Source organism: Kitasatospora sp. NPDC022785 (assembly GCF_055561295.1).
The window spans coordinates 602851-617532 of the sequence record NZ_JBVHHB010000001.1 but is presented as its reverse complement, the minus strand read 5'-3'; the positions used below and the strand labels follow the sequence as shown (position 1 = coordinate 617532).

Below are 14682 nucleotides of genomic sequence, written 5' to 3'. Positions count from 1 at the left end.
CCTGCTCGAACGCCCCGCCCGGCCTGGGGAAGCCGGCGTGGGCGGGCGGCTCGGCCGGCTCGGGCGAACCCGAGCCGGGCCGCTGCCCCGGAAGGACGGGTTCCGGGGCAGCGGCCCGACATCCGACGGGCTGTCGGGCCGCTACTCGGTGCGCAGCGCCGTCACCGTCCGGGTGCGTGCCGCCCAGGTGGCCGGCGGGAGGGCGCCGAGCAGGGCCATCACCAGCCCGCCGAGCACCAGTGGCAGGACCACTCCCGGTTCGAAGACCGCGAGGTCCGCCTCCGGTACGCCCGTCCCCGCGGCGCGGGCCATCGCCGGGACTATCCAGTGGTGGACGGCGACCCCGACCGGGACGCCCACCACTCCGGCGAGGAGGCCGCTGCCACAGACCGAGGTGAGCACCATCCCCACGGTCTGGCGCGGTGACATCCCGAGTGCCTTGAGCACCCCGAGGTCGTGGACCCGCTCCCGGGTGTCCAGCAGGACGGTGTTGAGCACCCCGAGGCCCGCCACCGCGACCAGCAGCAGGGTGAGGACGGTGGCCAGTGAGTTCATCGCCAGGACGGTGATGTTCAGCCCCGCCCCGCCCCGCTCTGCTTCGAGGCCGAGCGGCCGCACCGCGTCGTCCAGCGTGTCCGCGTAGGCCTGCCGGTCGGTACCGGGCGCGAGGTCGACGTGGAACCGCACGGAGGCCGGCACGACGGCGGTGGCGAGGGGTACCAGCGTGGATCGGTCGGTCAGCACCACGTCCTCCGTGGAGAGCGCCTCGCCGACGATCCGGACCGGGGTGCTGCGGCCGTGGTCGGTGAGGGCGATCGTGTCGCCGATCCGGACCTGATTGGTGCTCAGAAACCCGGACCCCACCACCGCCTCTCCCCCGCCGTGGAACCACCGGCCGGAGACCATCTGGTACCCGCTCCAGGAGGAGTCCCCGCCGTAGGCGACGACCCGCCCGGTGTGGTCCGCGACGGTGACCGGGGTGAGGACCGTACTGAACCAGGCCCGGGTGCCCGGGCGGGCGGTGATCGCGGCCACGACGGCGGCCTCGTCCAGGCGGTCGACGGGTTTGGCCGAGCGGTCCATCGGCGGTTCCACGATGACCGCGCCCACATGGTCGGCGTTGAGGCCGTCCTGGATCCCGTTCAGGGAGACCGCCAGGCCCGCACCGAGCGTCACACCGACCGTGCCGAGCAACACCGCCGCCGTCGTGGTGGCTGTGCGCACCGGCCGGGTGAGCGGGCCGGCCAGTCCCAGGCTCAGCGCGCGTGGCACCGGCAGCCGGGCCAGCAGGCGCTGGGCCGCCGCGACGTTCCGGGAGGCCCCGGACCGCGTCCCCGGCGCCGTCCGACCGACCGCGAGCGCCTCGACGGTGCGCAAGCGACCGGCCCGCAGCGCGGGCACCAGGGCCGTTCCGGCCACCGCGGCGAGCGCGACCACCGGAACGGCCAGGTCGACCCAGGGCGGGATGCCGAGCAGTCCGCTGCGCAGCGCCTTGTCGGCCAGGCCGAGGACGGGGACGGCCAGCAGGTTCCCGCCGAGGACGCCGAGTGCCGTCCCGGCCGACGCCGGGACGAGTGCCTGACCGACATAGGCACGGACCACCTGTGCCGGGGTGAAGCCCAGGGACTTGAGGATGCCGATCCGCCGGGTGGCGGCGGTGACCGCGCCGCTGACCACCACCCCGATGGTCAGCACGGCCATGGCGAGGCCGAGCAGGCCGAAGGCGACAACGAACGGGACGAAGGTCGCGGCCGTCCGGTCGGCGTGCCGCTTGGCCGGAAGGTAGGAGGTGGCGCCGGTCAGGGCGCCCGGCGGCAGGGCGGTGGCGAGCGCCGCGCGGTCGGCGCCCACCTCGGCGTCGGTACCGGCGTGGGCGAAGCGGTAGAGCAGCTGGACCGGCGGTGAGCTGCCGGGTGCGGTCAGCGCGGCGGCCTGCTCGGGGGCGACCCAGCCGTCCGCGCTCCAGGAGACCGAGGCGGCCAACCCGACCACGGTCAGCGTCGGACTGCCGGGCAGGTCGGGGAAGGTCATCCGGTCGCCCAGTGCCAGCGGGGAGCGGCCGTCCGGGAGGACGACCTCGCCCGGCCCGGCGAGCCAGCGGCCGAGCGTCACCCGCAGGCCGTCCAGCGGCTCGTCCAAGGCGCGCGCGACGAAGGTCATCGGGGCCAGCGCGGCGCCCTCGGGGAGTGTGCCGGAGCCATCGCCCGCGTGCGGCCGCAGGGGCAGAGCCGGGTACGGGCCGGCCATCGCCGTCACCCCCGGGGCGCGGGAGGTGGCGGCGAGTCGCGCCGGGTCGGCCTTCGCCGGGTCGACCAGGGCGTTCAGGTGGGCGCCGCGCTGCTGGGCGAAGGCGTGGTCGAACGGGCCGTGGGCGGCGGCCAGCAGCCCGGTGGCGAGCACGCAGGCCGTGACGGCCAGCATCGTGGTGAGCACCATGGCCAGCGCCTGCACCCGCTTGCGGCCGACGCCGGCCCGGACCACATTGCCGAGTGCGCTCATCGGGTGGCCTCCGCATGGAGCGTGTCGCGGTGCAGGCGGCCGTCGAGCAGCTCGATCGTCCGGGTGGCGCAAGCCTCGGCGAGCGCGGTGTCGTGGGTGACCAGCAGGATCGTCTGGCCCTCCGCGTTCAACTCGCAGAGCAGCGCGCGGACATCGGCGGCGGAGGTGGTGTCCAGGGCGCCGGTCGGCTCGTCGGCGAGCAGCAGCGGCGGCCGGTTCATCAGAGCCCGGGCCACCGCGACGCGCTGGCGCTCGCCGCCGGAGAGCAGGCCGGGAAACGTCCGGGCGTGCCGGGCCACGCCGAGCCGGTCCAGCAGCTCGGTGGCACGGCCCCGCGCCACGTCCCGGCGCATCCCGGACAGCTGGGCGGGGAGCAGCACGTTGTCCTCGACGCTGAGGTCGTCCAGCAGGTTGAAGAACTGGAACACCATGCCGATCCGCGCCCGCCGGTACCCGGCCAGCGCGGCCTCGCCGAGCTCGTGGACGGCGACTCCGTCCACCACCACGCTGCCGGTGCTGGGGAGATCCAGGCCGGCGATCAGGTTGAGCAGGGTGGATTTGCCGCTGCCGGAGCGGCCGAGCACGGCCAGTGCCTCGCCGGCCCGCACCTCCAGGTCCAGCCCGGCCAGGGCCGGGCGGGCGGTGCCGGATGTGTCGTAAGTCTTGCTGACATCGCTGAGCTGGATGATCGGCGCGGTCACGGGCCCTCCAGGGGGCGGGAACAAGGGGCGGAAAGGGGTCCAGGAGCGGAAAGAGGGATCGGGGACGGGATCGGGAGACGGATCGGGGACGGCCGGAGCAGCGCGGCCCCGGGCCGGCACTCGGGCGGATCGGGCAGATCGAGCAGGTTGGCGCGCCCGGAGCGGACCCGGCCCCGGAGGGCCCGGGGCCGTCTGACGGGAACGACGCTACGGACCGGCGGCAGGGCCTCGATACACGGCTGGGCGGCCTCCTGAGGTGTATTCAGGTACACCTCGGATTCGGGGTTCAGACCCCGTGCGCCGCCTGTGGGCCGCCCGGCAGACTGGCCACCGCATGATCGACGGGGCCCGGTCCGGGTGCCGCGAGGAACGCTGCAGGACGACGCAGCAACGGGCAGGAGGTGCGTGATGAGCACGGTTGTCGTGGCCAGGGCCGCTACACGGGTGGGCCGGGCGCTCGTGGACAGCGTGCGCGCCTTGTACGCGGTCACCCTGGCGGTGGCGGGCGCGGTCGCCGCCGCGGCCGCTCCCGTTCTGGTGCTCGCCGCCCTGCTGGGCCCTGACGACTCGTCCGCGCCCAACCGGATCCGCGCGATGACGGGGCTCCTGCTGGCGACGCTGCCGGTCGCCGTCTGGGCGCTGAGCTGGGCCACCGGGGCGGCCGGCCGGGCGGCGGGGGCCGCTCTGCTCGCGCCGGGGACCCTGGCTGTGACGGCCACGGTCATCTACGGAGGCGCGGCACCGAGCGGCCGTTCCGGGGCACTGCTGCTGGCACTTCCGCTGCTGATGCTCGGCGTGATCGGCTCCCGCTGGGTGGCGGTGGAGACGAGGCGGCTGGTCGGGCATTGGAGCGGCAGGGCGATCGAGCCGCCGTACCGGCCGACGGCCGACGGGGGTCCGCGGTGGCGGCAGCTGTGGCGGCAGGCGGGCGGCTGGCCGGGTGACCCGGCGACCTGGCGGGACACGGCCTGGTCGGTGTTCTCCGGCGTCACCGTCCTGCTCACAGCCATGCTGCTGATCCTGGTCCCGGTACTGGTGCAGGTGTTCGGCAGGGGCGGTCCGTTCATCTCCCTGCTGGTGCTCTACACGATGGCCCTCTGGCTGGCGGGCCCCGTCGCCCTCTGGGCCGCCCGGCCCGTGCTGGCACTGCACGAGCGGGCCGCCCGGGCCCTGCTGGGGCCGTCCCGGCGAACGGAGCTGGCCCTCCAGGTCAGCCATCTGGCCCGGACGAGGGCGGACACCATCGACGCCGGGGCGGCTGAGCTGCGCCGGATCGAGCGGGACCTGCACGACGGGGCGCAGGCCCGGCTCGTGGCGCTGGGGATGTTGCTGAGCGTGGCCGAGCAGCTGCTCGACCACGACCCGCAGGCCCTGCGACCGCTGCTCGCGGAGGCCCGGACGTCCTCGGCCAAGGCGCTGGGTGAGCTGCGCGGCCTGGTCCGGGGCATCCATCCGCCGGTGCTCGCCGACCGCGGTCTGGCCGACGCGGTGCACGCCATGGCCCTCGACCTGCCGCTACCGGTCCGGTTCGCCGGCGGGCTTCCGGGCCGACCGCCCGCACCGGTCGAATCCGCGGCCTACTTCGCGGTGAGCGAGCTGCTGGCCAATGTGGTCAAGCACGCCGGGGCCGGCCGGGTCTGGATCGAGATCGGCCATGACGGCGCCGAGGGGCTGCTGCGGATATCGGTGACCGACGACGGGCGCGGCGGCGCAGACCCGTCGAAGGGCACCGGTCTGCGCGGAACAGAGCGCCGGCTGGCCGCGTTCGACGGGGTGCTTGCCGTCAGCAGCCCGCCGGGCGGCCCTACCATCGCACAGCTGGAGATCCCGTGCGCGTTGTCATCGCCGAAGACCTCTTCCTCCTCCGGGACGGCCTGACCCGGCTGCTGGAGGCGAACGGCATGACGGTCACCTCGGCCGTCGAGACCGGTGACGAGCTGCTGGCGGCGGTGGCCGCGGACCGGCCGGACATCGCCGTGGTGGATGTCCGGCTGCCGCCCTCGTTCACCGACGAGGGCCTGCGCGCCGCCCTGGCCGCCCGTCAGAACCAGCCCGGGCTACCGGTACTGGTGCTGTCGCAGTACGTCGAACAGCTCTACGCGCGCGAGCTGCTGGCGGACGGCAGCGGCGGGATCGGCTACCTGCTGAAGGACCGCGTCATGGACGGCACCCAGTTCCTGGATGCGGTACGCCGGGTCGCGCAGGGCGGCACGGCGATGGACCCGGAGGTGATCGGCCGGCTGCTCACCCACAACTCGGCCTCCGGCCCGGTGGCTGCGCTCAGTCCGCGCGAGCGGCAGGTGCTCGCGCTGATGGCGGAGGGCCGGTCGAACGCGGCCATCGCCCAGCAGCTGGTGATCACCGAGCGGGCGGTCGCCAAGCACACAGCGTCGATCTTCGTCCGGCTGGACCTCCTGCCCTCGGACGACGACAACAGGCGGGTCCTCGCGGTGCTGGCCTACCTCAACGACCACAACGACCGCAGCTGATCCAGTGACCACAACAGACCCAATGACGACAACGGACCCAACAGACCCGGCAACCGCAGCCGCCGCGACGGCCTCCGCATCCGGCCAACTCCCGCCACTTAGCACGTACACGACAACAAATTCGACCCGGGGCCTCCTCGTCGGTGCGACCGTCATTTAGGCTGGTGACGTGCTCATACTTGTTCGCCGCCGCCACGTGGACCTGCTCCGCGTGACGAGCATGTCCTGTCGACGCTCCGGCTGAACCTCGCGCCTCCCACCCTCATGCGCGGTCCTCACCAGGCCGCGTCCCCCTTCCCGGCCCCCGGGCACCCGCCGCACCAGGCGTGGCCCCGGCGCCCCCGGTCGACCACCGGGAACGGTCGGGACGAGACCCAGCGGATGTCACCCATGACGCAGCAGCAGCACCCCTCCACCACCCCGTCCGCCCTGGCGGACGCCCGCTCGAACGCCCTCGCGGACGCAGCCGCAGGCGCCCTCACCGACGCCCTCCCGGTGATCGACCTCTCGCTCGCCGGCGGCAGCCCCGAGGACCGGCTCCGGCTGCACGACGAGCTGCGGGCCGCAGCCACCGGCGTCGGCTTCTTCCAGCTCGTCGGCCACGGTGTCACCCGTACCGAGACGGCCGCCCTCACCGGGGCGATGCGGGCCTTCTTCGACCTCCCCGAAACCGACCGGCTCGGCGTGAGCAACCTCAACTCCCCGCACTTCCGCGGGTACACCCGCACCGGCGACGAGCGCACCGGCGGCAGCCAGGACTGGCGCGACCAGCTGGACATCGGCGCCGAACTGCCCCCGCACGTCCCGGGCCGCGGCGAGCCGCCGTACTGGTGGCTGGAGGGCCCGAACCAGTGGCCCACGGCGCTCCCCGAGCTGCGGTCCGCCGCACTCGGCTGGATCGACCGCCTCGGTGACGTCGCCAAGCGGCTGCTGCACGAGCTGCTCACCGCGATCGGCGCCCGCCCGGACTTCTACGACTACGCCTTCGCCGGGCACCCGCACCTGCGCCTGAAGCTGGTCCGCTACCCCGGGACGGCGCCCGACGGGGCCGGCCAGGGCGTCGGCGCGCACAAGGACTACGGCTTCATCACCCTCCTCCTCCAGGACACCGTCGGCGGCCTCCAGGTGGAGCGTCCGGACGGCAGCTTCCTGGAGGTCCCGCCGATGGAGGGCGCCTTCGTGGTCAACCTGGGCGAGCTGCTGGAGGTCGCGACCGACGGTTACCTCAAGGCCACCAGTCACCGCGTGGTCAGCCCGCCCGGCGCCCGGGAGCGCTTCTCCGTCCCGTTCTTCTACAACCCGCGCCTCGACGCCCACATCGAGCCGCTCGACTTCCCCCTGGCCCACCACGCCCCCGGGGCCACCCAGGACCCGGCCAACCCCCTCTTCGCCGAGTTCGGCCTCAACGAGTGGAAGGGCTACACCCGCGCCCACCCCGAGGTCACCCGCCGCCACCACCCCGACCTGGTCGACACCACCCCGGCGGAACCGACCCGCTCCTGAGCCCACCGGCGCGCCGATCCGCCGGTCCGCCGGTCCGCCAGTGCGCCGCCGAACCCGGCCCACCACCACCGGCCTGCGCCCTCTGGAATCCACCGCCCGACCCAGAGAAGCGCAGGCCGGCTCGCACCCGGCCGCCCCGCCCGTGCCGTTCCGCTGCCCCCGCCGGACCCCGTCCGCCGCCCCCGGGCTGGCAGAATGGGTCGACTTGGCGAAAGACGGGGGCGTGGCGTTGACGACGAACACCGTGGGGGCGCAGCGGGTGCACCCGGCGATCGCCGACGACCGCGCGCGCTGGTCGACCGTCCGGCCCGAGCGGCGCGTCCTCGGCGTGGTGCACAACATCACCGCCGCGACCCGGCTGCTGGACCTGCTCGCCGTGTTCGGGGCGGACCGGCGGGTGGAGGTGCTGTTCAGCTGCACCGGCTCTTCGGCGCTGGATTCCGGCACCTCGGATTTCCTCCGGGAGCGCGGGATGATCGAAATACCCTGGGAATCGGCCAAGGAATTCCCGTTCGACCTCGCGATAGCCACGAACCGGGGCGGGGATTTGCATGCACTGCGCGCACCGCTGATCGGAGCCCCGCACGGCGCCGGATACAATAAAATTCTCAGCCGGGAGCCGGGAGCCGGGAGCCGGGAGCCGGGAGCCGGGAGCCGGGAGCCGGGAGCCTTCGGCCTGACGGCCGAGTGGTTGATGCACGACGGCCGGGTCGTTCCGTCCGCCGTCCTGCTGTCCCATCAGGAGCAGCTCGACCGGCTCCGAGCGGGGTGCCCCGAGGCCGTCCCGGTGAGTGCCGTGGTCGGCGATCCGTGCCTGGACCAGTTGCGGGCGAGCATGCCCCTGCGTTCGGCGTACCGGGGTTCGTTCGGGGTTCGGCCGGGGCAGAAACTGGTGGTGGTGTCGTCCACCTGGGGCCCGCATTCGCTGCTCGGACATGCCGACGCGGATCCGCTGCGCCGCGTCCTGGCGGAATTGCCGGCCGATGAATTCCGGGTGGTCGCGGCCGTCCACCCGAATGCCTGGTACGCCCACGGGCTGTGGCAGATCCAACGCTGGTTGGGCGAATTCGTCGAGGCCGGTCTGATACTTCCGGGCCCCGAGACGGAGATCTGGAAGGCGGCGCTGGTCGCCGCCGATTTCCTGGTGGGCGACCACGGTTCGGTGACGCTGTACGGCGCCGCGCTGGGAATTCCGACCGTCCTGGGTGCCTTCGCGGAGGACGCCGTGGCACCCGGTTCGCCGATGGAGCAGCTCGGGAAGCTCGCCCCCCGGTTGTCCGGGTGGGAGGGCGTCCTGCCGCAGTTGCTGGGCGCGGCGGTCACCCAGCGTGCGGACCCGGCGGTCACCGAGGTCGGCGGCCTCGTCAGCTCGGTGCCGGGAGAGTCCGCCGCCCGGCTGCGCACCGTCTTCTACCGCCACCTCGGGCTGGACGAGCCCGCCGGACCTGCGGTTACCCGGGTCGTCCCGGTGCCGTCACTGCCCACCGCCCATACGGCGGTGCTGCCGCCGACGGTCGTCGCAGTGTCGGTCGTGGATTCGGCGGAGACACCGACGCGGACGTCGGCCGAGCTGCCGACCGAGACGCCGGCCGAGGTGCCGGCCGGGGCCTCCGAGGGCGGGCGAAGCATGAGGCTGCGCAGGTATCCGGCCGGGTTGCAGCGATCCCGGCTCAGCCATCTCGGCGCTGGCACCCATCTGGTCGCGGACCTCGCGGAGCCCGACAGCGGGGTCCGGCGGTCGGCGGATGTGCTGCTGGTACCCGCCGAACGGGCCGAGTCCGCCTTCGAGTCCACCACCGAGTCCGCATTCGAGTCCGCCACCGACCCCGCCGCCCGGTTCACCTGGCGGGAGCTCGGGCGGGGGCTGGCCGGCTGTGCGCTGATCGCGGTGGAGCGGCCGGACGGCGGCTGCCTGGCGCTGCTTCCCGACGGGCGCCGTCTGACGGCCGTGTGGCAGGAGCGTCCGGCGTGGGCGTCGTTCGCGGTCGCGGCGTCCGTCGTCCATGAGCAGTTGTCCGGCGAGTCGGCGCCCGGGGTGGTGCGGGTGGCAGCGGGCGCCGGGCAGCCGGCCGGGCTACTCCTGGTCAGCCCCTGCCGAGCTCCCCGGTGACAGCAGGCGCTCGACCTCGGCGACCTTGGTACTGCCGGCCTGGGCGTAGAACGCGCGGGCGCGCGTCCAGTCCGCGGCCGCCTCGGCCTCGGCACCCGACGTCCGGTGCAGGTCACCGCGTTGCCGCAGGATCTCGGCCCGCTGGTAGGCGGTGCCGGGGCGGTCGGGGATCTCCTCCAGCGCCTCCGTCATCAGGGCCAGGGCCGCGTCGGGCAGGCCGGCGGCCAGTCGGTCCTCGGCGAGGCGGGTGAGGCTGCGGGCCACGTTGTAGCCGTCGCCGAGCCGGGCGAACTCCTCGGCGGCGCCCCGGAGGACGGCCTCGGCGTCCGCGTGCCGGCCGAGCGCGGTCAGCACGCGCCCCCGGTGGTAGCCGAGCAGCGCCAGGCCGCGCCGGTGGTCGACGCCGTCGAGCGCGCCGAGCGCCTCGTCCAGCAGACCGAGCGCCGTACCGGGATCCCCCTCGCGCAGGCTCAGCAGACCGAGCGCCTCCAGGGCCGAGGACGCCGTCCGACGGTGACCTTCGCCCCCCGTACGCCCGCGCGCGATGCGCAGCGCCTCGGCGAGGTGTTCCCGGGCGAGGCGCGGATCGTCCTCCCCCGCATCGAAGCGGTCGAGCAGCGCGAAGCCCAGTTCGTAGTGCATCCGGGCGAGTGCCAGCAGATCGCCGGTCTCCAGCGCGGACGCGACGCCGACCCGCAGGGCCCGGATCCAGTCGGTGTGGTGGCCGCCGCGGAGGCAGTACGTCCACAGGCCCTGGCAGATCCGCCAGGCGTGATCGTGCCGCCCGGCCCGGTTGGCCGTCTCGACGGCGGCGACCAGATTGGTCCGGTACCCGTCGAGCGCCAAACCGTCGACCACCGGGCCATCAGCCACGGCGCCGTCGGCCGCCCGACCCCCGAGCGCCACACCGTCGACCACCCGACCGTCGACCGCCACTCCGCCGGTCGCCCGGGCCCGCCGCCGGTAGGCGTCCGCCGGGTCGTGGCGCCAGCGCTTGGACTGCGCCGCCTCCCCCGCCTCCGCGAGGTCGGTGTAGTACGCCAGGATGCGGTCCAACGCGGCCTCGCGCTCCTGCGCGTGCGCGGGCAGCCGGGCGGCGAGCCCGGCGTGCTCGTGGACGACGCCGTTGAGAAGGTGGCGGCCGTCCTCCCGGTGCTCCAGCAGGTTGGCGATGCGCAGGGCGTCCAGGGTCGGCCCGAGAGGTCCGGCGGCTCCGAGGAGCGCCCGGATCGCCCCTTCGTCCAGCAGCAGGGTGGGGTGCAGGCCGAGCAGCCGGTAGGCGCGGGCACTGTCCGCGTCCAGGCTCCGGTACATCTCGTCGAGCAGGCGGGGGAAGGAGATGTCGTCCACGGCCAGTGCCTCCAGGCGCGATGTGCCGCTGTCGAGTTGGACGACGAGCTCCCGCAGCGCCGCCGGCCCGAGCGAGACCAGCCGGGCGGCGAGGATCCGCAGGGCCAACGGGATGCCTGCGCAGGCGCGGACGAGGGGCAGCCGGGCGGCCTTGGTCTCGTCGCCGAGGTCGGCGACGCGGGCGAGGAGGGCGTCGCTGTGCTCGTCGTCCAGCGGTCCGACCCTCAGCTGTTCGACGTCGTGGGAGCCGCGCAGTCCGCCGAGGCGGTCGTGGCTGGTGATCAGGGCGATGCTCCTGCGTGAGCCGGGCAGCAGTGGCCTGACCTGAGCGGCCGTCCGCGCGCCGTCGATGAGGACCAGCACCGGCAGGCCGGCGGTGCGGCGTTGGAAGCAACGCGCCAGCGCGGCCTGGTCGCCCGGCCGGTCCTGCTTCGGCACGCCGAGCTGGTCGAGCCAGTCCTCCAGGACGGCGGTGGCGTCCGCGTGCTGACCGTTCGGGGAGAGTTCCGCCCGCAGCTGGATGGTCGGCAGGTCCGCCTGGTGTTCGCGTACCCAGCGGTCCGCGGCGGCCGTCACGCCGATTCCGGGCATGCCCCACAGCAGGATCCGGGTGGCCACGTCCTCCGCCCGGCAGCCGGCCCGGATGGTGTCCATCCGCGTGAACAGCTCGTGGTTGTTCACGTAGTGCCGTATCACCGGAACGTCCATCAGGATGACCCGCTCCGCCGGGGCAGGGGGCTCCGCGACATTGATGGTGTGTGCCATGAAGACGTTCTGGAACTCGCCGCCGCTGATCGAGTTGTGCACTCCCCCGCCTCTCCCCCGCCCGCTCTGCCGTCCCCATCCTGGCGGCATCGGCGGGCCGGCTCAAGCACGGGGTGGACCTGCGTTGACGGCCACTGTCACACTGCTGCTGTTACAGCGGAAGTGCTACGGGAGGCTGCACGGATGAGCGCGCGCGAGGGTGTCGAGGTGCGGCTGACGGTGGACGAGCTGGCGGCGCGCGCGGGGGTGACGGTGCGGACGGTGCGGTTCTACGGGACGAAGGGGCTGCTGCCGCCACCGGAGCTGGGGCCGCGGCGGGTGGGCCTGTACGGGGCGGAGCACCTGGACCGGCTGGGGCTGATCGAGGAGTTGCAGCGCCAGGGGCTGACGCTGGCGGCGATCGAGCGGTACCTGGCGCGGCTGCCGCAGGACAGTACGTCGCTGGACCTGGCGATCCACCGCGCACTGGTGGCGTCGTGGACGCCGGAGGCGCCGGAGGAGGTCAGCCGGGGGCAGTTGGAGCGGCGGGCCGGCCGGGCGCTGTCGGAGGCGCAGCTGGACCGGCTGGGCGCGATGGGGGCGCTGGAGCGGACGGCGGATGCCGAGGTGTTCCGGGTGGATCCGGGGCTGCTGCCGCTCGGGGTGCGGATCCTGGACGTGCCGATCCCGTTGGAGACGCTGCTGGCGGCGCGCGCCGTGGTACTGGAGCACAGCCGGGCGACGGCGCACGAGTTGCACCGGCTGTTCCGCGAGACGGTGTGGAGGCCGTACCGGGAGAGCGAGCCGGCCCCGGCGGAGCTGGAGCGGATGAAGGCGCTGACCGACCACATCCAGCCGATGGTGGCGCAGGCGCTGGTGACGGCGTTCCAGCGCTCCCTCAGGGAGGAGCTGGGCGAGGCCGCGCGCGGCGACGCGGACCCGCCCAGCTGACCGACACAGGCCCGCCGCACCCAGGACACCAGGCAACGGACCTCGGGCAACGGACCTCGGACGTCGGACGTCGGACGTCGGACAACCCACCTCAGGCACCGTCCCCGGGCGACCGACCCCGGGCGACGAGCCTCAGGCACGGACCTCAGTCCGTGAACGTCCGCCCCTCCGCCGCGATCCGCTCCAGCAGGGCGGGCGGCGCGAACCTCTCGCCGTAGGCGGCGGCCAGTTCGCGGGCCCGGGCCGCGAAACCGGCCGGGCCGCCCTCGTAGCCGTTGATGTACTGGAAGACGCCGCCGGTCCAGGCCGGGAAGCCGATGCCGAGGATGGAACCCACGTTGCCGTCGGCGACCGAGGTGAGCACACCCTCCTCCAGGCAGCGGACCGAGTCCAGCGCCTCGCTGAAGAGCATCCGCTCCTTGAGGTCCTCGAACGGCACGGCGACGTCGGCGCGCGTGAAGTGCTCGCGCAGCCCCGGCCAGAGCCGCCCGCGACCGCCGTCCTCGCCGTACTCGTAGAAGCCGGCGCCGCCGCTGCGGCCGGGACGGCCGAACTCGTCGACCATCCGGTCCACCACGGCGTCGGCCGGGTGGGCGGTCCACTCGCCGCCGGCCGCCTCGGCCGCGCGCCGGTACTCGTTGCGGATCTTGCGGGGCAGGGTGAGCGTCAGCTCGTCGAGCAGCGAGAGCACCTTGGCGGGGTAGCCGGCCTGGGCCGCCGCCTGCTCGACGGAGGACGGGTCGACGCCCTCGCCGACCATGGCGACGCCCTCGTTGATGAACTGGCCGATCACCCGGGAGGTGAAGAAGCCGCGCGAGTCGTTGACCACGATCGGGGTCCGGTCGATCTGCCGGACCAGGTCGAAGGCGCGGGCCAGGGCCTCGTCACCGGTCTGCGGGCCGCGGATGATCTCCACCAGCCGCATCTTGTCGACCGGCGAGAAGAAGTGCAGGCCGATGAAGTCGGCGGTGCGCTGGACGCCCTCGGCGAGCAGGCCGATCGGCAGCGTGGAGGTGTTGGAACAGAGCAGCGCGTCCGGCGCGACCATGCCCTCGATCTCCTGGAACACCTTGTGCTTCAGCTCGGGGTTCTCGAAGACGGCCTCGATCACCGCGTCGCAGCCGGCCAGGTCGGCGGCCTCGGCGGTGGGGGTGATCCGGGCGAGCAGCTCGTCGCGCTTCGCCTCGGTGGAGCGGCCGCGCGCGATCGCCTTCTCCAGCAGCCCGGCGGAGTAGGCCTTGCCGCGCTCGGCGGCCTCGACCGTCACGTCCTTGAGCAGCACCTCGATGCCGGCCCTGGCACAGGTGTAGGCGATGCCCGCGCCCATCATCCCGGCGCCGAGCACGGCGACCTTTCGGACCGTCCGCTTCTCGAAGGAACTCGGTCGTCCGGCACCGGAGTTGACCGCCTGCATGTCGAAGAAGAGCGCCTGGATCATGTTCTTGCTGGTCTGCCCGCAGGCCAGCTCGGTGAAGTAGCGGGCCTCGATCACCATGGCGGTGTCGACGTCCACCTGGGAGCTCTCCACCGCCGCCGCCAGCACGTTGCGCGGGGCCGGGTAAGGGGCGCCGGCCAGCTGCTTGCGCAGGTTGGAGGGGAAGGCGGGCAGGTTGGCGGCGAGCGCCGGGGTGTTGGGGGTGCCGCCGGGGATCTTGTAGCCCTTGACGTCCCAGGGCTGGACGGCGGTCGGGTTGGCCTCGATCCAGGCGCGCGCCCGATCGGCCAACTCCTCGGGAGTGTCGACCAGTTCGTGGACCAGGCCATGCTGGAGCGCCTGCGCCGGCCGGTACTGGCGACCCTGGAGGAGCACCTTCAGCAGGGCGTCGGTGATGCCGAAGAGGCGGACCGTGCGGACGACCCCGCCGCCGCCCGGGAGCAGGCCGAGGGTGACCTCGGGCAGGCCGATCCGGCTGGCGGAGGCGTTCAGGGCGATGCGGTGGTGGCAGGCGAGGGCGATCTCCAGTCCGCCGCCGAGGGCGCTGCCGTTGACGGCGGCGACGACCGGCTTGCCGAGCGTCTCCAGCCGGCGCAGGGCGCGCTTGATCCGCATCGACTTCTCGAAGACGGCGGCGGCGTCCTCGGGGCGGGCGGCGGAGAGCATCTTGAGGTCGCCGCCGGCGAAGAAGGTCTTCTTCGCGGAGGTGATGACGACGCCGCGCAGTTCGTCGCCGAGGCCGGCCAGCCGCTCGACGGTGGCGTCGAAGTCGGCCGTGAAGGCCTCGTTCATGGTGTTGACGGACTGGGTGGGGTCGTCGAGGACGAGGGTGACCACGCCGTCCTGGTCCTGCTCCCAGCGGATGGTGGTGGTGTCGCTCATGTTCGGGTCTCCGGGGGG

At 73.9% G+C, this 14682-nt stretch carries 9 protein-coding genes; 5 read left to right on the top strand and 4 right to left on the bottom strand.

The genetic code is table 11. From position 1 onward, the window contains the following. Nucleotides 1-141: 141 nt before the first annotated feature. Together ACZ3YO_RS02660 and ACZ3YO_RS02655 are read right to left on the bottom strand one after the other, a co-directional pair. On the bottom strand, nucleotides 142-2499 hold the full coding sequence (locus tag ACZ3YO_RS02660; RefSeq protein ID WP_465563835.1) for an ABC transporter permease: 2358 nt from the start codon (nucleotides 2497-2499) through the stop codon (nucleotides 142-144). Then, nucleotides 2496-3200, bottom strand: coding sequence for an ABC transporter ATP-binding protein (locus tag ACZ3YO_RS02655; RefSeq protein ID WP_465563833.1), 705 nt, complete (start codon nucleotides 3198-3200; stop codon nucleotides 2496-2498). Before ACZ3YO_RS02655 ends, ACZ3YO_RS02660 begins: the two co-directional genes overlap by 4 nt. A 408-nt stretch (nucleotides 3201-3608) precedes the next feature. Here ACZ3YO_RS02655 and ACZ3YO_RS02650 point away from each other — a divergent pair, with 408 nt between their 5' ends. From ACZ3YO_RS02650 to ACZ3YO_RS02635, 4 genes are all read left to right on the top strand, one after another. After that, a complete protein-coding gene (locus ACZ3YO_RS02650; protein ID WP_465563830.1) occupies nucleotides 3609-5078 on the top strand; it encodes a sensor histidine kinase in 1470 nt (489 codons plus the stop codon). Further along, complete coding sequence (locus ACZ3YO_RS02645) at nucleotides 5030-5689, top strand: response regulator transcription factor (protein ID WP_465563827.1); 660 nt, start codon at nucleotides 5030-5032, stop codon at nucleotides 5687-5689. Before ACZ3YO_RS02650 ends, ACZ3YO_RS02645 begins: the two co-directional genes overlap by 49 nt. Nucleotides 5690-6079: 390 nt before the next feature. Then, a complete protein-coding gene (locus ACZ3YO_RS02640; protein WP_465563825.1) occupies nucleotides 6080-7192 on the top strand; it encodes an isopenicillin N synthase family dioxygenase in 1113 nt (370 codons plus the stop codon). A gap of 223 nt (nucleotides 7193-7415) precedes the next feature. Then, on the top strand, nucleotides 7416-9302 hold the full coding sequence (locus ACZ3YO_RS02635; RefSeq protein WP_465563822.1) for a hypothetical protein: 1887 nt from the start codon (nucleotides 7416-7418) through the stop codon (nucleotides 9300-9302). On the opposite strand, the gene ACZ3YO_RS02630 is transcribed toward ACZ3YO_RS02635, so the two are convergent. Then, a complete protein-coding gene (locus ACZ3YO_RS02630; protein WP_465563819.1) occupies nucleotides 9267-11459 on the bottom strand; it encodes a hypothetical protein in 2193 nt (730 codons plus the stop codon). The two genes, ACZ3YO_RS02635 and ACZ3YO_RS02630, sit on opposite strands and share 36 nt — an antisense overlap. Before the next feature lie 141 nt (nucleotides 11460-11600). Here ACZ3YO_RS02630 and ACZ3YO_RS02625 point away from each other — a divergent pair, with 141 nt between their 5' ends. Further along, nucleotides 11601-12347, top strand: a complete 747-nt coding sequence (locus ACZ3YO_RS02625) for a MerR family transcriptional regulator (RefSeq protein ID WP_465548268.1) — start codon at nucleotides 11601-11603, stop codon at nucleotides 12345-12347. Between the two features lie 145 nt (nucleotides 12348-12492). Here the strand turns inward: ACZ3YO_RS02625 and ACZ3YO_RS02620 are convergent, their stop codons facing one another. Then, complete coding sequence (locus ACZ3YO_RS02620; RefSeq protein WP_465563816.1) at nucleotides 12493-14664, bottom strand: 3-hydroxyacyl-CoA dehydrogenase NAD-binding domain-containing protein; 2172 nt, start codon at nucleotides 14662-14664, stop codon at nucleotides 12493-12495. Nucleotides 14665-14682 lie beyond the last annotated feature (18 nt).

Bases quoted from the DNA above. Each gene is read 5' to 3' on its own strand.
- ACZ3YO_RS02660 (WP_465563835.1), bottom strand. From the start codon at position 2,499: ATGAGCGCACTCGGCAATGTGGTCCGGGCCGGCGTCGGCCGCAAGCGG.
- ACZ3YO_RS02650 (WP_465563830.1), top strand. From the start codon at position 3,609: ATGAGCACGGTTGTCGTGGCCAGGGCCGCTACACGGGTGGGCCGGGCG.
- ACZ3YO_RS02640 (WP_465563825.1), top strand. From the start codon at position 6,080: ATGACGCAGCAGCAGCACCCCTCCACCACCCCGTCCGCCCTGGCGGAC.
- ACZ3YO_RS02625 (WP_465548268.1), top strand. From the start codon at position 11,601: ATGAGCGCGCGCGAGGGTGTCGAGGTGCGGCTGACGGTGGACGAGCTG.
- ACZ3YO_RS02620 (WP_465563816.1), bottom strand. From the start codon at position 14,664: ATGAGCGACACCACCACCATCCGCTGGGAGCAGGACCAGGACGGCGTG.